Raw genomic sequence first — 18649 nt, forward strand, 5'->3', positions numbered from 1 at the left:
CCTGCGCGGGGGAGCAAAGACAAATTGAAGGTGCACTTACCCATGCGCGTCCTCGTTACCGGAGCCGCCGGCTTCATCGGCTACTCCCTGATCACCCGACTGCTCGCGCGGGGCGACGAAGTGATCGGCGTAGACATCGTCAACGCCTACTATGACCCCGCGCTCAAGGAAGCGCGCCTCGCCCGGCTTGTCGAACAGGGCAAAGACCGCTTCACCTTCCTGCGCACCGATTTCGCCGATTACCCCGCGCTCACCGCCGCGCTCGAAGGCAAGCAGTTCGAACGCGTCGTCCACCTCGGCGCGCAAGCAGGTGTACGCTATTCGATCGAAAACCCTCACGCCTATGTGCAGTCGAACCTCGTCGGCCACCTCAACCTGCTCGAAGTCGCGCGCCACCGTGGCGCCGAGCACATGGTCTATGCCTCGTCCTCGTCGGTCTATGGCGGCAACACCAAGCTGCCGTTCTCGGTTGATGATCGCGTCGATCACCCGATGTCGCTCTATGCCGCCACCAAGAAGGCGGATGAATTGATGAGCGAGACTTACGCCCACCTGTATCGCCTGCCGCTGACCGGCCTGCGCTTCTTCACCGTCTATGGCCCGTGGGGCCGCCCGGACATGATGATGTGGCTGTTCACAAAGGCAATTCTGGCGGGAGAGCCGATCCAGGTGTTCAATCACGGCGATATGTTCCGCGATTTCACCTATATCGACGACATCGTATCCGGCGTGATGGCCTGCCTCGACAATCCCCCGCCCGATGACGGCGCGCCCAAGGCCGGCGGCAGCGAAAAGCCCCACCGCCTCTACAACATCGGCAACCACAAATCCGAACCGCTGATGAAAGTTATCGGCATCCTCGAAGCCGAACTTGGCCGCAAGGCGGAGATGAACCTCATGCCGATGCAACCCGGCGACGTCCGCCAGTCGTTCGCCGATATCGATGCGATTTCGGGCGATCTGGGCTACAAGCCGACGACCAGCATCGACGTGGGCGTTCCCAATTTCATCCGCTGGTACAAGGAATACCACGGCATCTGAAAATCCTCCCCCCTGGGGGAGGTGGCAGCCGCAGGCTGACGGAGGGCGTACTCTGGATGCCCCCGCACTAGCGCCGCGCACCAGCCCACCCCGCTGCGACTAGGCTTGCCTACGGCTCACCAAGTCTCGCTCCCCTCCCGCAAGCGGGAGGGACTGGGGGTGGGCCGCCCAACGCGCTACCCCAAATCCGAAAACGATCCCAAGAACCCGTACCCCGCAGCCACCAGCCTTGCCGGACAATCGAGATCGGCCAGCATCGCGCGCGTAGACTCCCGATTCGTCACGATCCGCCAGGCCAGAGGCGCTTCAGGAGCACCCCGTTCCGCCACGTCCAGCGCCTCCAACAAAACCGCGGGCGCTACTTCGCAAACCGCCAGCCCCTCACCCGCCATCGCGGTTTCCGCCCAGCCCATCACGCGGACCAACCGCTCCTTGACGGCGACGTCTTCGATCATGGCGGCGCGGTGCGCGGCCAGAATGGATGCAGCTTGCGGATCGGCAGCCAAGCCGTCACGCTCCAGCACCGGCAGACCTTCACCCCAAGCTTCAGGAGGGCACAGTCGCCGCGCTGGCACCATCGCCTCGAACGGGCGGCTCTCCAGCGGATAGATCCGGCAAATCCGGGGCCGCGCGTCATAATTCCCGCAGCGCATATCGGGCAGCAAATACGGACAAGCCCCCTCATGCCGCGCCACCAGCCGCACATTCACGCGGAACGGCACATCGCCAACGGTCACGGGAAAACTTGTCGCCAATCGCCATTGCGAGGCCGGATCATCAGGATCACCATCAGCGTTATAGGTTTCCGGCCAGGGCCAGCCCTCGACCAGCAAATCCACCCAGTGCCCCCGCCCCGCCCAGACCCGCGCTTCGGCCACCGACAGCGTCAGCCGCAAATCATGGCAACACCGCCCGCACTGCGTACACTCGAATGAGATTTCCATGGGTGGAGGTTAGGCTGATGCGGGTTCACCAAGACAGCGCAACAGCGCCGATTTTGGACCTATCGGTTGCCCCCACGCCTCCACCCATTCACGTCGCCCCGGACTTGATCCGGGGTGGGGCTACTCCCCTTGTTTCGCGCAGAGACCATAAAGAAGGATTCTGCGTACGCGACCCTGTGGGCCATCTGTGCAAAGCAGCAGTTAAAGGCCCGCCGTAAAGATAAGCCTCACCCCGGATCAAGTTGCGGGGCGACGAAGGATTATGAAAATTAGAATGCAGTCTGGCCTATTTCCTTAACCGACCGGCATCTGCTGGCTGGCGCAGTGAAACCCGCCGCCCCCTGCCAGCACCGCATCGCCCATCACGCCCACCGTAGCCCGCTCTGGAAACAGGTCCGCAATCGCCGCCACGCCGTCATCATCGTGCGGCGATCCGAACACCGGGACGACCACCAGATTGCTGGTGATCACGAAGTTCATGTAGCTGGCGGGCTGGACGATATTGCCCCATTCGATCCGCCCCGGCGAGGGCACTTCGGCCACCTCAACACCCATCGCCAGCGCGCGCGCCTTGGCGTCGGCATAGATCGCCGCGTTCGGATCATCCGGCCCGGTGGCGCGCGGCAAGGCCAGCCGGTTGGGGCCGACGAAGCGCGCGAGGTTATCGACATGGCCATCGGTATGATCGTTGATTAGCCCATCGCCGAGCCACAGCACACGGTCGTAACCCAGATCGCGCAGCAACCGCGCTTCCAGATCGGCGCGCGACAGATGCGGATTGCGGTTGGGGTTGAGCAGGCACTGTTCGGTCGTCGCCACCAGCCCCGTGCCATCACCATCCAGCGCGCCGCCCTCCAGAATCCAGTCCGCCTTTGCGCCAAAATCCAGCCCCGCCGACGCCGCCAGATCCGCCCCGATCTCCTGATCGCCGGGCATCAAATATTTCTCGCCCCAGCCATTGAAGCCGAACAATCGCGCCTCACGGTTCCCCGCCTCATCCAGCACAACCAGCGGCCCGGTATCGCGCAGCCACACGTCACCGTACGTCCGCCGCTCCAGCGTTACCGCCGCCGAAACCAGCGTCCTTGCGCGCATTTCATTGGCCGCATCGCGCACCACCAGCCGCACCTGCTGTCCGCTATCGGCAACCGCATTGGCAAAGGCCGCAATCTGCTCCTGCGCCCGGTCGATCACGCCGGACCATTCTTCCGCCAGATGCGGGAAACCGATCCACAACCAGTCCTGCGGGTGCCATTCGGGCGGCATACGGAAGTTTGCAGTCATAGATTGAGTGTCCGTCGCGAAATCATCGGTGGCCCAGCGTTCTGTCAAACCGGCGACGCAGGCCCACCCCGCTGCGACTAGCGTCTCCTGCGGAGCCGCAAGTCTCGCTCCCCTCCCGCATGCGGGAGGGGTTGGGCATGCAACGCCGGATCATCACGCAGCCGTCCACCAGCAGAAACAAGCTCCGTCCCCTAGCCTAAACACGCACCCCTTTCCATCGCGCTTGATCCCCCTGCCCAACCGGTTCATTCCCCCGTTGTAATGACCGACCTGCCCCACGCCATATTCCGCGCCCGTGCGCATGCGCCGTTCCTGTCGATGGCGCTGGACCGTCTGCCGCACCTCGAAGAATTGCTGGCCGCAGGCGAAGTGGAACAAGCCCTCACCCAAGCCAAATCCGCAGGCCACGGCATTGATGACACCGCCGTCGCGCTGCGCCGTGAACGCCTTGCATTGGCGCTGGTGCTGGCCATTGGCGATCTTGCGCACGCTTTTCCCCTGTCCCGCGTCATCACCGAACTGTCAGACTTTGCCGACCGTTCGCTCGACAGCGCGATTGTCGCCGCCATCCGCCGCCGCACACCTGACGCAGAACCAGCCGGGTTCTCCGCCATTGCCCTTGGCAAACATGGCGCGCAGGAACTGAACTACTCTTCGGATATCGACCCGATCCTGCTCTACGATCCCGAAACCCTGCCCAGGCGCGAACGGGACGATCCTGCCGAAGCCGCCCAGCGCGTGGCCCGCGCGCTGATGGAGATCATGGCGAACGTCACGGCGGAGGGCTATGTCTTCCGCGTTGACTTGCGCTTGCGCCCCGCGTCCGAGGTAAGCCCGCTGGCGCTGCCGTTTGAAGCGGCCATAACCCATTACGAATCCAGCGCTTTGGCGTGGGAGCGCGCCGCCTATATCCGCGCCCGTGCCGCTTCGGGCGACATCGCGGCGGGGCAGGCCTTCCTCGATACGATCCGACCGTTCGTATGGCGGCGCAGCCTCGATTTCGGCGCGATTGCAGAGATCGGCCGCCTGACCAGCCAGATCCGCGATCATTATTCTACCGGCCAGGCCATCGGTCCGGGATATGATCTGAAACGCGGGCGCGGCGGGATTCGCGAAGTGGAATTTTTCGCCCAAACGCATCAGCTTATTCATGGCGGCCGCAACCCTGCATTGCGGCTGCGCGGGACACGCGCTTCGCTGGATGCGCTGGCGGACGCGGGGATCATCACGGCGGAAGACGCGCAAGTCATGGGCGACAGCTATGACCGCCTGCGCACACTGGAACATCGGTTGCAGATGGTATCTGACCAGCAGACCCATTCGCTGCCGACCGACCCCGCTGCGCTGGATGGCGTTGCCCGGCTGGACGGGCAGCCCGATGGCGCGGCGCTGGTGCGCGAACTGGCCGGAATCTCCGACGTGGTAGGCCGACGTTTCGACGCCCTGATAGAAACTTACGCCCCGACCGGCGCGGTGAAGGTGGACGCGTCGCCCGTGGCCGACGCATTGTCAGCCCGGATTGCCGCGTGGGAGGGTGGACAGTACCGTTGCCTGCGCTCTGCCGAAGCGCGCGAGGCCTTTGCCCGCATCCGTCCGCAATTGTTGCGCGCGCTGGCCGAAGCGCCCGATCCCGACCGCGCGCTGCTGCGCTGGGAGCAATTGCTCGCCGGACTTCCCAGCGCGATCAACGTGTTCCGTCTGCTCGAAGCGCGGCCCGGCCTGCTCGCAGTGGTCATGCGTGTACTTGCCCATGCGCCCACTCTGGCTGACGAACTCGCCCGCCGCGCCGATTTGCTCGACACCCTGATCGATCGTTCCGCTTTCGATTTGCCCGGCAGCGTCGCGGAGATTGCCGCCGAACTTTCGCGGGGCGAGGCGGGTGACGATTACCAGCGCCTGCTCGATACCGTGCGTGTGCGCGTGGGCGAAATGCGCTTTGCCCTGGGCGTTCAGCTTGTCGAGGGGCAGATGGGGGCGAAAGGACGTGATCCTCTCGAAGTCGCGGCTGCCCTTTCACGCGTAGCGGAAGCTGCCATCGAGGTGCTGGGCCGTGCCGCTATAGAGGAATTTCGCCAGAGCCACGGCGTCGTGCCCGGCAGCGATCTTGCCATTCTCGGCCTTGGCCGGCTGGGCGGCGCGTCGCTTACCCACGCCTCCGATCTTGACCTGATCTTCCTGTTCAGCGGCGATCATGCCGCCGAATCCGATGGGCGCCGTCCCTTGGGTGCGACCTTGTACTACAATCGCCTGGCACAGCGCGTAATCGCCGCGCTGTCGGTTCCGACGGCCGCGGGCGCGCTGTTCGAAGTGGATACCCGGCTGCGGCCTTCGGGCGCGCAAGGGCCTATTTCGGTGAGTTTCGACAGCTTCGAACGCTACCAGCGCGAAGAGGCCTGGACGTGGGAGCACATGGCCCTGTGCCGCGCCCGCCCGCTGTTCGGGACGCCTGATGACCGCGACCAGCTTTGCACGACCATCAAGCAAGTGATTGATCGCGAACGTGATCCTGTCCAGCTGCGGGCCGATGTGCTGGAAATGCGCGCGACCATGGCCGGGCACAAACCGCCAAAGGGTCCGCTGGATGTGAAGCTGGCGCGCGGGGGGCTGGTGGATATCGAATTCATGGTCCACTTCCTACAATTGCGCGATCATGTGGCGCGCACACCAGACTTGGGCGAGGCCATATCCACGCTTGAAAATGCAGGACTTTTGCCGCCGGGCATCCGTGCGGCGCACGATCTGATGGCGCGGTTGCTGGTCGTCGTCCGCCTGGTTGCCCCTGATGGCATGTTCCCGCCTGAGGCGAGCCGGAGCATCGTGGCGCTGGCATGCGGGCTGGAAAGCTGGGACCTGCTGCTGGACGCGGTGTTGCAGGTGCGGCGCGCGGTTGCTGCTGCGTGGCACCGGGTGTTTGAAATGGCATTGGAGATTGAAGAATGAGCGAGCGACTTGGGGTGGGCGATGCGTTTCCCGATATTGCGATGACCGCGCCCGATGGGGGCACGGTCAAGGCTTCGGATTTTGCCGGGAAAAAGCTGGTGGTGTTCTTCTATCCCAAAGATGACACGCCCGGTTGCACCACCGAGAACAAGGACTTTTCAGACCTTTTCGGTGATTTTCAAGCGTCAGGCATCGCAGTGCTGGGGGTGAGCAAGGACCCGCCAAAGAAGCATGTGAAATTCGCGGAGAAGCATGGACTTGTCGCACCGCTGGCCAGCGATGCCGAAGCAGGCGGGGTGTCCGATGCGCTGGGCATCTGGACCGAGAAATCGATGTACGGGCGCACCTATATGGGCATGGAGCGCACGACTTATCTTGTTGACGAAGCTGGAAAGATCGCCCGCATCTGGAACAAGGTGAAGGTCAAGGGCCACGCCGAGGAAGTGCTGGCGGCTGCACGGGGATAATGGCGTGAATTCCGTGTCAGGCAGCATCCGAAACGCGATGCTGACCGGCGATCCCCATGAAAAAGTCATGGCAACGCGCAAGACCTTTCGCAGGTGGCGCGGCGGGCAGTTGGACTTCGCGTTCGACTGTCCGATGCCCGCCGTGCCTGCCCGCCCTGACGCGCCGCAACTGCTTCATCCCGGCGCGATGCCGAAGCGCGGGAAGGGTTCCGAACATGGACGGCTCGCGCTCATCCACGCGCTGGCGCATATCGAATTCGTGGCGATCGATCTGGCGCTGGATGCCGCCGGGAGGTTCGGTGCGGAAATGGGGCGGCAGTTCGTGGACGACTGGCTGGGCGTGGCGGCGGATGAAGCGATGCATTTCGCGCTGCTGGCGCGGCGGTTGCGAACGCTGGGCAGTTTCTACGGGGCGATGCCCGCGCATGTCGGTTTGTGGGATGCCGCGCGCGATACAGCGCATGACGTGGCGGCGCGGCTGGCGGTGGTGCCGATGGTGCTGGAAGCGCGCGGGCTGGACGTGACCCCCGCAACCATCGTGCGGTTTGCCGCAGCGGGCGACGAGCGCACCGCTCGTATCCTGCAAAGAATCCTTGACGACGAAATTCGGCATGTGCGCTTCGGCACAAAGCATTTCGTTGATCTGTGCCAAAGACGCGGAGAATCACCCCCCGCCTACTGGGAAACCCTCGTCACGCAGCATTTTCACGGGGCCGTTAAGCCACCGTTCAACGACTCGGCGCGTCATCAAGCCGGTCTGTCGCGCGAATTCATGGCAGGGGTTGCCTAAGCGCAACACCCTCCTCTACCCCCAATTCACGAGATGGCGGGGGGTTCCGACCAACTCTGAAATATCCCAAGGCGGCAGGCACTTTCCCTGTTTGTCGCCAACCAACGGGTTCGCACTGGGGGTCAGCGCGCACCGAACTCAAGGCCGAAATGGCCGGGTTTGGAACGCAGATAAAAAGGTCGTACGGGTCTCAATGTTGTTCAACAGCAAAACCTTCAAGACTGCTCTCGGTGCCTTTGCAACCGTTGCCTTCTTCTCTTCCGCCGCTCCAGCGCTTGCCAACAGCGCCGCTTCCGCAGACATCGCCGCCCCGCTTCGCGCCGCCGAAGCTGCCAAGGCTGGTGTATCGGCCGATCGTGGTGACGAAGAATTCCGCCGTCTGTTCGCAAGCTGGCAACAACTGGACAACGGCATCCTGCCATCGGCCAAGCCGACGACGATCCGCCGCGCAGGCGTTTCGATCCCGTCGCTGGCTCCGGTGACCGTGGCACACCTTTCCAGCGGTTACGGCATGCGCAATCACCCGGTTCTGGGCGGTCGCCGCGCGCACAAGGGCATCGACCTTGCCGCCAGCACCGGCACCCCGATCCGCGCTAGCGCCGATGGCGTTGTCGAAAAGGCCGACTGGTTCGGCGGTTACGGCCTGTTCGTCCAGCTCGATCATGGCGGCGCGATGGAAACCCGTTACGGCCACATGTCGCGCGTGGCGGTTGCCGAAGGGCAGCAGGTCCGCAAGGGCGACGTGATCGGCTATGTCGGATCGACCGGCCGCTCGACCGGCCCGCACCTGCACTATGAAGTCCGCGTTGCCGGTGAAGCGGTCAACCCGGTTCCCTACATGCAGGCCAACGCCGACAAGCTTTACGCAAGCAACAACCAGGCCGAAGGACGCGGCGGTCCAGAATAAGCCGCCCCGGCATCATTTGCATCTTGGAGAGGATGCGGAAAAGGGCGCCGGTGACGGCGCCCTTTTCTTATGTGGTGGGTTTACGCTAATCGTAGACTTGTAACAAATCACAACCAGTTATTGACGCTGGTCATTCCCCGACAGCAGTTGGGACATTGCCGTCGTTCTGTCGCGACGTGTTCAACGGCAACTTTTTGCCAAAAGGCGACGCTCAATGCTCGCTGGACTGGCCACGCACAGGGGCTGCAATAGGGCTGGCAGCGGACTAGTGGCTTTTGGACAAGAATTTCTGAATGCAGTCGATCAAAGGATCGTCTGTTTGAGGATTCGTGGTAGGGATCTCTGTCATGCCGGTCTATTTCATTCACCAGATCAGCACGGGTGAGCCACGCCTTAAGATAGGGCGTGCCAAGGATATTTGCCGGCGCCGAGACATATTACAGACCGGAAATCCTGAAACTCTCGTTTTGGTCGGCTGGATCAATACAAATGCAGAGAGCGCACTCGAAGCGCAGCTGCACCGGAAATATAGCGCGCGGCGCACCGCCGGAGAGTGGTTTCGGCTCGAGCCCGCGGAGATTCTGGAAGACCTTAAATGGGCTGGCAGCAACGGCTTCGTCGCCCGCAATGCCGATGCCTTCGAGATTGTCGCTCATGACCGCGACGCGCTCCCCGAGCATCTGGGCGTGTGGGAATGGTCGGACCTCGAGCTCGACGAATGCTGTCCCTTCTGCGGCTCGCTATGCGGCATGCATTTCCAGGAGGCCTCGCAAGCCTATTATTGCATCAGCTGTAGGCGGCTCAGCGACTTTGCCGAGCAGGTTCCCGACTTCGACTGCGAGGAAGACTATCTCGCCTGGAAGGCCGACAATCCCGAGCCGTTGCCGACCGGCATGGACCGCTTCGTCATCCTCGGCCCATCGCCCGACTTTCCCGAACATCTGCAGCGCAACCGGCGCCTGCGCTAGCTGCCCCTTGGCGCATCGAGGCCGCGCTTGTGCCTGCAGTCGGTCGCCCCATGGTTCCGGCTACCAGCCGGCGCGGCAAGGCTGGCCGATCGTCTCTCGTTGTTGAACGCGTTGTCATAGCGCCGGAAAGAGGATAGATCGCGATACGACTTGGGGGCAGTCGAGCTAAAGCGCGTCTTCCGAGCGTTGCCGCAACAGACAGCGCGAGTGGAAAACATGGTGTACCAGAGCGATTCGAGTTCGGAACAATGACTAAGGCCACGCATATCGTCGCCTTGCTCCAAAGTCATTTCGACGGGGACGATGAGCATTTCATGACGGTCGCCATGCAGGCGGCCGCTAATGAGGCGCGCCTGGGCCACGGCAAGGTCGCGCAGCAGTTGCGCGACATGGTCGACGAGGCGCGCGCGCGCAAAAAGATCAAAGGCCGCGCGGTGCCGATGGTTCAGCCGCGCGGCGAGCTCGCCAATCTGGTCGCGGCCAAATATGTCGACACCCGGATCTCGAGCATGGTCCTGCCCGACCATCTTCGCGATCGTCTCGAGCGCGTGATCCTCGAACAGCGCCAGGCCTTTCGGCTGCGTCAGCATGGCCTGCAGCCGCGCCGCAAGCTGCTGCTGATTGGTCCTCCGGGCGCGGGCAAGACCATGACCGCAGCCGCCATGGCCGGCGAGCTTAAGCTCCCGCTCTTCTCGGTGCTGCTCGACGGTCTCCTGACCAAGTTCATGGGCGAGACCGCCTCGAAGCTGCGCGCAGTCTTCTCGGCCATGGTCGAGACGCGCGGCGTCTATTTCTTCGACGAGTTCGATGCGATCGGCGCGCGGCGCAGCGAGCGCAACGATGTTGGCGAGATCCGCCGCGTGCTCAACTCCTTCCTCCAATTTCTAGAGGAGGACGACAGTGAAGGTCTCATTGTCGCCGCGACGAACCATCCCGAGCTGCTCGACCCGGCCCTGTTCCGCCGGTTCGACGACGTGATCGAATATGCCCTGCCGAGCGCCGATGTGGCCCGCGCCATCCTCGAGGGGCGCTTGTCCACCTTCGACACCGGATCGCTCGAATGGGACCGGGCGACAAAGGAGATCGAGGGCTTGAGCCAAGCCGATCTCTCCAGGATCGCCGACGAGGCAGCCAAGCGCACGCTGCTAGGCGGACGCGAAAGCGTCGAGACCGATGATCTTCTGGCCGCCATCGCGGAGCGCAAGGCGGCGGCGCGTCGGTAACGATGGCAGACGAGGACGCGCGGCCGCACCCGCATATCTATCTCCGGTCCAACGGTGCACGCCAGGGCTACACCGCCCATCAGGGCGGCGGAGATGGCGGTGGCGGTCCGCCGCAGCGCAACCGGGCCGATCACGCCAATGCCTTGACCCAGGCCCTGACCCAGGTCGTGCAGCAGGGCGAGACGATCCTCGCCAATCGCGAAGCCAATGTCGCTGCCGGCACCAAGGGTTTCTACATCGAATTTACGCTGCCTGAAGCCCAGGCCGACATCGTCGACAAGCTGGAGAACCGGCGCGGCAAGTTTCCGATTGAGCTGGTCAATGTCCGCGCCGCCGACGCCGGCCAGGTCTTCGCGACCGTCTTCGTCCCCGAGAAGCAGAAGGACTATTATCTCAAGAAGGTCGCTGCCTACCGCGATGAGGACAGCGTCAAAGAGAAGATCCGCGAAGACGGCACGGTCGAGGAGGTTCGCAAGCCAAAGAACCAGCTGCTCGTCGCATCGATCGAAACGGCCCGCCTCGCGGTCGCGCGGTCATTCTACACCGACCAGCCCGATCTTTTCCCCGCTCCGGGCCAGGCGGCATGGTGGGAAATCTGGCTCCGCAAAGGAACGCGGCCCGCCTTCGACACCGCGGCGCTGGCTCTGGAGCTTGGCGTGCGCGAGCACAGTCTGGAGTTCGCCGAACGCGAGGTCGTGATCGCGCGCAGCACGCCCGAGCAGCTCGGGCGCGTTGTCGCCCACACCGACAGCGTCGCCGAAATCCGCCTCGCACGCGATACGCCGTCCTTCTTCATGGTCATGCATGGCGCGGAACAACGGGCCTGGAGCGCCGATCTCGCCGGACGGCTCGTCCCTTGCGCCGACGACGCCCCGGCGGTCTGCCTACTCGATTCCGGGACGACCATGGGCCACGCCCTCATCGCTCCTTATCTCAACGCTGCGGACCAGCAGGCCTTCGCCGCCGGATGGAGTGTCGAGGATTCTAGCAATCAAGTCCATGGCGGGCACGGCACGCAGATGTCCGGGACGGCGCTCTACGGCGACCTCATGGAGGTGCTCGATGGCAATGGCCCGGTGGAGGTTCGCCACCGCCTGGAATCGGTCAAGATCCTGCCCGACCACGGTGCTAACGATCCTGATCTCTACGGCGCCATCACCGCCCAATCGATCGCGCGGGCCGAGATCGTCGCTCCCAACCGCCCGCGTGCCATCTGCCTCGCCATTACGAGCTTTGGCGATCATTGGCGCGGACGCCCCTCCTCCTGGTCGGCCAAGCTCGACGCCATCACCTTCGGGCGCGACGAGGTCCAGCGTTTCATGGCTGTCGCCGCAGGCAATATTGGAGGCCAGATCGTCGCAGCGGACTATCCCACCCGCAACGACACCATGCCGATCGAAAACCCGGCCCAAGCCTGGAATGTGCTGACCGTCGGCGCCTTCACCGAGCGCACCGTCATCACAGATCCCGCCTTTGCCGGATGGAGTGCGCTCGGCCTTGCCGGCGACATCATGCCGCGCAGCCGTACCTCGGTGAGCTGGCACCGCGAATGGCCTTTTAAGCCGGACGTTGTCTTCGAAGGCGGCAATATCGGTCATGACCCTGCCACCGGGAACGGCGATCATGTCGATGATCTTGCCCTGCTCACCACCTATCGCATTACCGCCGAGCGCCCGTTCACGACGACCGGGGACACGAGCGCGGCGACGGCGCTCGCGGCCCGGATGGGCGCGCAGATCCTGGCGGAGAAGCCAGCACTGTGGCCGGAGACCGTGCGCGGCCTCATCGTCCATTCAGCTGAATGGACTCCGGCGATGCGTGCGAACCAAGGCGCGATCGGCAAACCCGCCCTGCTACGCCGTTATGGGTTCGGCGTCCCTTCACTAGCAAGAGCGCTGGGCAGCCTCGACCACGACGTGACGATCGTCGCCGAGGAGATGCTCGTCCCATTCAAGATGAAGAGCGGCAAGGCGGTCACTGACGAACTCGCCGTCCATGCTCTGCCTTGGCCGCGCGAGACGCTGCTGGCGCTCGGCGAAGCGCAGGTCCAACTGCGGATCACACTCAGCTATTTCATCGAACCCAATCCTGGTGAGCGGGGCCTGTCGCGCCGCCATGTCTATGCCAGCCACGGCCTTCGCTTCGACCTCAAACATGCCGACGAACAGCTCGACGTGTTCTTGCGTCGACGCACCTCGGAAGCCGGAGCACGGCCGCCGGCGCGCACCGCGCCGGACACCGGCTGGACCGTCGGTCCCCAGCTGCGCAGCCGCGGCTCGCTTCATGCCGATATCTGGGAAGGCATGGCGACCGAACTCGCCGCCCGCGATGCGATCATCGTCTATCCGACCGGGGGCTGGTGGCGCGAGAACGTCGCCCAGGGACATGTCGGTGAAGCGGTGCGATACAGCCTGATCGCCAGCATTAGGGCCGCTCCAGGAGCGGAGCTATATGCTGAGGTCAAGGCGCAAATCGTCCCCGAAGTTATTATCGAAGCGTAGCGCAGCTATCCGCGTTCGCGTCACCTACGGGCAGCTTTCAGGGTCGATTGGGGAAACTTGAAATGGCCGCATTGATGGCGCCTTCCGGACGGTCCGGTTCGGAGTGTCATACTGGCAAGTTTTGTCAGGAGCCGACGTTCGCGGTGGCTGATCTGACCGACCGGGTTTGGTCGAGACCTGCCGAGGCATTGCGGATTGCGGCGTCTGATAAGTCCACCCCCGGCCCCTTGTATCTGGACGTTGTTGGTTGATTGCGATGTAATCGGCTGATCGCCGGGGTGGGTGGCCACCCACCCCGGCGCTGCGGTGCTGTCGCCCGTCACCCCTCAGGCAGTAACCGTAAGGGAGCCTGGGACCAGCACCGCTTGTCACGCACGACCGAATAGTCGGCAGGTGTCTCAACCGTACGGACAAGGCAGGTTACCGTGATCGAAACGATTTGTGGAGTGGATGTTAGCAAGGCCTGGCTTGATGGCTGGATCGAGGCCGGCGGCTATCGCCGGTTCGCCAATGATGAGGCGGGGATTGCTGCGTTGGTGGACTGGGCCGGTCGCCATGGCGCAGGGCTGGTGGTGATGGAATCCAGTGGCGGGCTCGAACAGGACGCATTCCTGGCGCTGTGGCGCGCAGGCATGCCCTGTGCCCTGACCAATCCCAGAGCGGTACGGCATTTTGCCGAGGCGATGGGGCGGCTGGAGAAGACCGACCGTATCGATGCAGAGGTCATCGCCTGCTTTGCTGCGGCACGGCGGCTACGGCCAACGCCGCCACCTTGCGACGAACAACAAAGGCTTAGCGCGCTTTCTGCCCGGTTGCGGCAAGTGACAGGCGATATCACGGTGCAAAAGCAGCGCCTGCATTCCACCCGCGATCCGCTTGCCCTTGCCAGCCTGAAAGAGGCCATCGCCTTCTTCAATACCCAAGCCAAAGCGCTGGCCCGTGAAATCGCAGGCCTGATCGAACACGATCCCGTCTGGACCGCGCTTGATCGCACACTGCGCTCGGTCAAGGGCGTGGCAGATCGCACCGTTGCCACCCTGCTGGCCGAACTGCCCGAAATCGGAACCCTGTCGAACAAGGCCATCGCCAAACTTGCAGGCCTTGCGCCCATCGCGAACGACAGCGGCAAACGATCCGGTGCCCGATCTATCCGTGGTGGAAGAAGCTCTGTCCGCTCGATCCTCTTCCTCGTCGCCGACATCGTGCGAAAATTCGATCCGGCCATGGCAGAGTTCCGCCAACGCCTGCTCGACCAAGGTAAACCCAAAATGGTCGTCCGCATCGCCCTCGCCCGAAAACTGCTCGTCCGACTCAACGCAAAAGCACGCGAAACAAGAGCTGAAATTGGTCAGTGACACTTGACCTGTCAGATAGTCGCTCCCCCCTTCGACAAGCTCAGGATGAGCGGAAGGGGGAGAGAGGCTTAATCCCGCGCGAACCAGATCACATGCTTGGCGCCCTTGCCGTTGCTTCTTGCGCGGACTTCTATTTCCTCGACATCGAATCCGACGTGCTTGAGGCGCTGGGTGAAGTTGGCGTCCTTGGCGGCGGACCAGATCGCGAGGACGCCGCCGGGGCGGAGGGCTGAGCGGGCGGCGCGCAGGCCGCGCGTGGAGTAGAGCTGGTTGTTGGCGGCGCGGACGAGGCCGTCCGGACCGTTGTCCACATCAAGCAGGATCGCATCATAGCCGGTGCCGCCCACATTGAGACCGTTGGCGCGGATCACGTCGGCGACGTCGGTCATCACAAGACGCACACGGGGGTCATCGAGGCAACCGGCGGCAAGATCCTGCATCGGCCCCCGCGCCCATTCGATGATTTCGGGGACGAGTTCGGCGACGGTGACGTGGGCGTCGGCGGGCAATTTGGCCAGCGCGGCGCGCAAGGTGAAGCCCATGCCATATCCGCCGATCAGCATCGCCGGGCGCTCGGCACCGGCAATGCGCGCGCAGCTTTGTTCGGCCAGCGCAATTTCCGAGCCGCTGAGGCGACTGCTCATCAATTCGTTGCGGTCAAGCACGATCATGAAATCGCGGTCATGCCGGTAAAGCCGCAGCTCTTCGCCGCCGGGCACCTGGGCGGTGCCGATCAATTCACGCGGGATCACGGGCACTGGCTCCATCGACAAGCAGGTATGAACGGGGCCGGACTACAGGCCTGTGTCGACCTCAAGTAGATGGCCAGGCGGCAAACGCAAGCCAAAGGCGACCCATTCGATTGAAGCCCCCTCCGGGTCGGCGCTTGCTGACTTCGGAGGCAGTTGCCCAAAAAAGAAAGGCCGGTCCGAAGACCAGCCTTGGAAAGTTTGGGAGAGGATGCCTGAAAGGCCTGTCCTGTGTGCGGGCGCAGCGGTGATTCCGCAAGTGCGAAGGGCGACAAACCAGTTGCATGAAATGCAATTCAAGGCCTGCGTATGATCCAGTTGACCGTGTTGGTGTAATAGCTCGGCACCGCCTGCCCCTGTGCATCGAGCGCAGGAGAAAAGCGCGCCCGCTGCATCAGCAGTTTACAGGTGACGTCGATGAATTCGGGTGACTGGGTGGCGCTCTGCACCTTGCAGGCGCTGGGTGTGCCCGTCTGGTCGATCATCAATCGGAATTGGATGCTCGCGGTTTTTCCCATGCGCAGGGCTGTGGAAGGATAGTCCTTGCTCCGCAGCCAGGTGGACGGCTTGCCCAGATGCCGTGGCCGCGCAGAGAGGCTTGCCTGCTGATCGGGATCGAGGCCCCAACTCTTCACCAGATCGCGCGAGCAGATCGCCAGAACATCGAGCGCCTTGGCCAGCGAGCCAGTGTGCAACACCAGTCGCGCGCCCGACCCGGCGATGGTGAAGCGGTCGATCGCGGCGATCTGTTCACGCTTCGGGGGCATTTCAGACGTATACTCGATATCCCCGCTGAAATCGCGGTTGAGCAGATCGAGATCACCAAGCATGAGCAGGGGCTGTTTATCGTCCCCTGCGGTTCCTGGAAGCGATTGCCTGGCCGGAACCAGCTTCTGCCCTGTGCCGAAGGCAACCATGACGTTGCTGGACCCCGTAGTCATCGGCTTTAACGGCGGGCCGTAGACCGAAACGCGCAGCATGCTGCCTGGTGCGGCCTGCTGGAAGGTCAGCACGGTCTTCTGGTCCGGCCCGAACATGCGGGCGAGACGGCAATTGTCCTCATCGTAAATGACGTGCCATGGCGAGGAGGGTTCGAGGAGAGTTTCCTTCGCCTGCCCCGCTGCGGGGTGAACGGCGGCAAGCAGGGCGAGAATGAGAGTGGCGGGTCTGGTCATCGCAAGCGACGCTATTCGGCCAGTTTTGCGTGTTCAAGACAGAAGAAGGCCCCGCTTTGTGGCGGGGCCTTCTGAATTCGCCGTCGCGAACTCGGCAGTGGCGGGTCAGGCGACCGCGCGCACTTCAGCCACGATCTTCTTGGCGGCATCGCCCAGATCGTTGGCAGCGACGATCGGCAGACCGGAGTTTGCCAGGATGTCCTTGCCCTGCTGGACGTTGGTGCCTTCAAGACGGACGACGAGCGGAACCGAAAGGTTCACTTCCTTAGCTGCGGCAACGATGCCCTCGGCGATGATGTCGCACTTCATGATCCCGCCGAAGATGTTGACGAGAATGCCCTTCACGGCAGGGTCCTTGAGGATGATCTTGAACGCCGCAGTGACTTTTTCCTTGTTGGCGCCGCCGCCAACGTCAAGGAAGTTGGCGGGGAATTCGCCGTTCAGCTTGATGATATCCATCGTCGCCATGGCAAGACCCGCGCCGTTGACCATGCAGCCGATGTTGCCGTCGAGCTTGATGTAGGCAAGGTCATACTTCGAAGCTTCGATTTCGGCAGGGTCTTCCTCGGTCTCGTCGCGCAGGGCGAAGACATCGGGGTGACGATAGAGCGAATTCGAATCGAAGCTCATCTTGGTGTCGAGGACGAGCAGGTTGCCGTCCTTGGTCTCGACCAGAGGGTTGATTTCGAGCATGTCGCAATCGAGCGCGACAAACGCGTTGTAAAGCTGGCCCGCGATCTTGCCGGCCTGCTTGTGCAGTTCGCCCGAAAGGCCCAGCGCAAAGCCGACGGCGCGGCCATGGTGCGGCATGAAGCCTTCGACCGGATCGATCACGATCGTAGCGATCTTTTCCGGCGTGGAGTGGGCGACTTCCTCGATGTCCATGCCGCCTTCGGTCGACACGATCATGGCAACGCGGCTGGTGCCACGATCGACGACCATCGACAGGTAATATTCCTTCGCGATATCAACGCCATCGGTAACATACAGGCGGTTGACCTGCTTGCCCGCTTCACCGGTCTGGATGGTGACAAGGGTGTTGCCGAGCATTTCCTTGGCGAACGCTTCGACTTCCTCGATGCTCTTGGCCAGGCGCACACCACCCTTGGCATCGGCGGGCAGTTCCTTGAACTTGCCCTTGCCACGCCCACCGGCGTGGATTTGCGCCTTGACCACATAGAGCGGTCCGGGAAGCTGCTTTGCCGCCGCTACGGCTTCTTCGACGGTCATTGCCGCGATGCCCGCCGGAATGCCTACGCCAAACTTCGCCAGCAGTTCTTTGCCCTGATATTCATGAACGTTCATGCGTGATCCCCGCTATGCAATAGGCCCGGCCGAACGACCAATGGGCCAACAGGCGCGCCGCCGTTGGCGCAAAGGTATGCACCGCCGTTGGTGCTTTGAGTCCCGATGCCTAAAGCACAGCAAAGAGAGCTTGAAAAGGGGCGTAAATGCCCGCCTAAACCAAAGTCGCAGCGTTAACCGCCTTGCGTTGCCCTCGCATAAGGATCACCTGACGAAATCGCATGATCGATCATGACCGCCTTCACGATATCGTTGCCCAAGCAGGGGCCATGGCGCTTGCCCGCTGGCCGGGTCATGGCCACGCCCTGAAGGTGTGGGAAAAGGTGCCAGGCAGCCCGGTTTGCGAGGCCGACATCGCGGTGGACACGTTCCTCAAACGGGAACTGGGCGCGCTTTTACCCTCTGCCGGGTGGCTTTCGGAAGAAACAGTGGACCATCCAGAGCGGCTTGCGCGCGGCCTGTGTTGGCTGGTCGATCCGATCGATGGCACACGCGATTTCGTGCGCGGCCGCGCTGGCTGGTCGGTATCGGTGGCGCTGGTGAGCGAAGGCCGCCCGTTGATCGGCGCGTTGAGCGCCCCGGCGCGCGGCGAATACTGGTCAGCCATTGCCGGACAAGGGGCGATTCGCAACGGGTTCAAACTGGTTGCCAGTCGCCGCGCCCAGCTTTCGGGATCGCGCGTTCCGGCTGACAGCCTCGCACGGGTGGATGCGGATCTGGTCACGGTGGAAAAGCCCAATTCCATCGCCCTGCGCATCGCCATGGTCGGCGCGAACGAGGCGGACCTGCTCGCAACGATCCGCTGGGGCTTTGAATGGGACATTGCCGCCGCCACGCTGATCGCGCGCGAGGCAGGGGCAGCGGTGAGCGATGTGTTCGGCCAGCCGATTGCGTTCAACAAGCGCGATCCCCGCGCGTTCGGTCTGCTGGTTACCGCGCCTGCGATTCACGCAGCGGCGGTGGAACGGCTGGCCGACCGGGCGGCCAAATCAGTCTAGTC

At 63.2% G+C, this 18649-nt stretch carries 15 protein-coding genes; 10 read left to right on the forward strand and 5 right to left on the reverse strand.

Going from position 1 to position 18649, the window contains the following annotated elements; all coding sequences use genetic code 11:
• The first annotated feature begins 42 nt into the window (after positions 1-42).
• Positions 43-1041: an NAD-dependent epimerase/dehydratase family protein gene (locus LUA85_RS14440; protein ID WP_231470976.1), complete on the forward strand. Its 999-nt coding sequence runs from the start codon at positions 43-45 to the stop codon at positions 1039-1041.
• Positions 1042-1217: 176 nt separating this feature from the next.
• On the opposite strand, the gene LUA85_RS14445 is transcribed toward LUA85_RS14440, so the two are convergent.
• Both LUA85_RS14445 and LUA85_RS14450 read right to left on the reverse strand, forming a co-directional pair.
• Positions 1218-1985, reverse strand: coding sequence for a YkgJ family cysteine cluster protein (locus LUA85_RS14445; RefSeq protein ID WP_231470977.1), 768 nt, complete (start codon positions 1983-1985; stop codon positions 1218-1220).
• A gap of 294 nt (positions 1986-2279) precedes the next feature.
• Positions 2280-3269, reverse strand: a complete 990-nt coding sequence (locus LUA85_RS14450; protein WP_231470978.1) for an agmatine deiminase family protein — start codon at positions 3267-3269, stop codon at positions 2280-2282.
• A gap of 261 nt (positions 3270-3530) precedes the next feature.
• Here LUA85_RS14450 and glnE point away from each other — a divergent pair, with 261 nt between their 5' ends.
• From glnE to LUA85_RS14490, 8 genes are all read left to right on the forward strand, one after another.
• Positions 3531-6209 (forward strand): bifunctional [glutamate--ammonia ligase]-adenylyl-L-tyrosine phosphorylase/[glutamate--ammonia-ligase] adenylyltransferase, encoded by a 2679-nt coding sequence (gene glnE / locus LUA85_RS14455; RefSeq protein WP_231470979.1) that lies wholly within the window; start codon positions 3531-3533, stop codon positions 6207-6209.
• A complete protein-coding gene (locus tag LUA85_RS14460) occupies positions 6206-6676 on the forward strand; it encodes a peroxiredoxin (RefSeq protein ID WP_231470980.1) in 471 nt (156 codons plus the stop codon). The genes glnE and LUA85_RS14460 overlap by 4 nt, the downstream gene beginning before the upstream one ends.
• Positions 6677-6713: 37 nt before the next feature.
• Entirely contained in the window at positions 6714-7466 is a 753-nt protein-coding gene (locus LUA85_RS14465) for a ferritin-like domain-containing protein (protein WP_231471892.1), read from the forward strand.
• A gap of 193 nt (positions 7467-7659) precedes the next feature.
• Positions 7660-8373, forward strand: coding sequence for a M23 family metallopeptidase (locus tag LUA85_RS14470; protein ID WP_231470981.1), 714 nt, complete (start codon positions 7660-7662; stop codon positions 8371-8373).
• Positions 8374-8720: 347 nt separating this feature from the next.
• A complete protein-coding gene (locus tag LUA85_RS14475; RefSeq protein ID WP_083199203.1) occupies positions 8721-9341 on the forward strand; it encodes a GIY-YIG nuclease family protein in 621 nt (206 codons plus the stop codon).
• 248 nt (positions 9342-9589) lie between these two features.
• Positions 9590-10564, forward strand: coding sequence for an AAA family ATPase (locus LUA85_RS14480; protein WP_065847562.1), 975 nt, complete (start codon positions 9590-9592; stop codon positions 10562-10564).
• 2 nt (positions 10565-10566) lie between these two features.
• Positions 10567-13065, forward strand: coding sequence for a S8 family peptidase (locus LUA85_RS14485; RefSeq protein WP_231470982.1), 2499 nt, complete (start codon positions 10567-10569; stop codon positions 13063-13065).
• Between the two features lie 425 nt (positions 13066-13490).
• Positions 13491-14420 (forward strand): IS110 family transposase, encoded by a 930-nt coding sequence (locus LUA85_RS14490; RefSeq protein WP_231466349.1) that lies wholly within the window; start codon positions 13491-13493, stop codon positions 14418-14420.
• 68 nt (positions 14421-14488) lie between these two features.
• Here the strand turns inward: LUA85_RS14490 and LUA85_RS14495 are convergent, their stop codons facing one another.
• The 3 genes from LUA85_RS14495 to sucC form a co-directional block, all read right to left on the reverse strand.
• Positions 14489-15172, reverse strand: a complete 684-nt coding sequence (locus LUA85_RS14495) for a spermidine synthase (RefSeq protein ID WP_231471893.1) — start codon at positions 15170-15172, stop codon at positions 14489-14491.
• Positions 15173-15465: 293 nt separating this feature from the next.
• Positions 15466-16344 (reverse strand): energy transducer TonB, encoded by an 879-nt coding sequence (locus LUA85_RS14500; protein WP_231470983.1) that lies wholly within the window; start codon positions 16342-16344, stop codon positions 15466-15468.
• Between the two features lie 105 nt (positions 16345-16449).
• Positions 16450-17649 (reverse strand): ADP-forming succinate--CoA ligase subunit beta, encoded by a 1200-nt coding sequence (sucC, locus tag LUA85_RS14505; RefSeq protein WP_231470984.1) that lies wholly within the window; start codon positions 17647-17649, stop codon positions 16450-16452.
• A gap of 221 nt (positions 17650-17870) precedes the next feature.
• On the opposite strand from sucC, the gene LUA85_RS14510 reads away from it, so the two are divergent.
• Positions 17871-18647 (forward strand): 3'(2'),5'-bisphosphate nucleotidase CysQ, encoded by a 777-nt coding sequence (locus LUA85_RS14510; RefSeq protein ID WP_231470985.1) that lies wholly within the window; start codon positions 17871-17873, stop codon positions 18645-18647.
• The last annotated feature ends 2 nt before the right edge of the window (positions 18648-18649 follow it).

Source organism: Novosphingobium sp. CECT 9465, assembly GCF_920987055.1.
Classification (GTDB): Bacteria; Pseudomonadota; Alphaproteobacteria; order Sphingomonadales; family Sphingomonadaceae; genus Novosphingobium.

Bases quoted from the DNA above. Each gene is read 5' to 3' on its own strand.
- LUA85_RS14460 (WP_231470980.1), top strand. From the start codon at position 6,206: ATGAGCGAGCGACTTGGGGTGGGCGATGCGTTTCCCGATATTGCGATG.
- LUA85_RS14485 (WP_231470982.1), top strand. From the start codon at position 10,567: ATGGCAGACGAGGACGCGCGGCCGCACCCGCATATCTATCTCCGGTCC.
- LUA85_RS14510 (WP_231470985.1), top strand. From the start codon at position 17,871: ATGATCGATCATGACCGCCTTCACGATATCGTTGCCCAAGCAGGGGCC.
- LUA85_RS14445 (WP_231470977.1), bottom strand. From the start codon at position 1,985: ATGGAAATCTCATTCGAGTGTACGCAGTGCGGGCGGTGTTGCCATGAT.
- LUA85_RS14480 (WP_065847562.1), top strand. From the start codon at position 9,590: ATGACTAAGGCCACGCATATCGTCGCCTTGCTCCAAAGTCATTTCGAC.
- sucC (WP_231470984.1), bottom strand. From the start codon at position 17,649: ATGAACGTTCATGAATATCAGGGCAAAGAACTGCTGGCGAAGTTTGGC.
- LUA85_RS14465 (WP_231471892.1), top strand. From the start codon at position 6,714: ATGCTGACCGGCGATCCCCATGAAAAAGTCATGGCAACGCGCAAGACC.
- LUA85_RS14440 (WP_231470976.1), top strand. From the start codon at position 43: ATGCGCGTCCTCGTTACCGGAGCCGCCGGCTTCATCGGCTACTCCCTG.
- LUA85_RS14450 (WP_231470978.1), bottom strand. From the start codon at position 3,269: ATGACTGCAAACTTCCGTATGCCGCCCGAATGGCACCCGCAGGACTGG.
- glnE (WP_231470979.1), top strand. From the start codon at position 3,531: ATGACCGACCTGCCCCACGCCATATTCCGCGCCCGTGCGCATGCGCCG.
- LUA85_RS14475 (WP_083199203.1), top strand. From the start codon at position 8,721: ATGCCGGTCTATTTCATTCACCAGATCAGCACGGGTGAGCCACGCCTT.
- LUA85_RS14500 (WP_231470983.1), bottom strand. From the start codon at position 16,344: ATGACCAGACCCGCCACTCTCATTCTCGCCCTGCTTGCCGCCGTTCAC.
- LUA85_RS14470 (WP_231470981.1), top strand. From the start codon at position 7,660: ATGTTGTTCAACAGCAAAACCTTCAAGACTGCTCTCGGTGCCTTTGCA.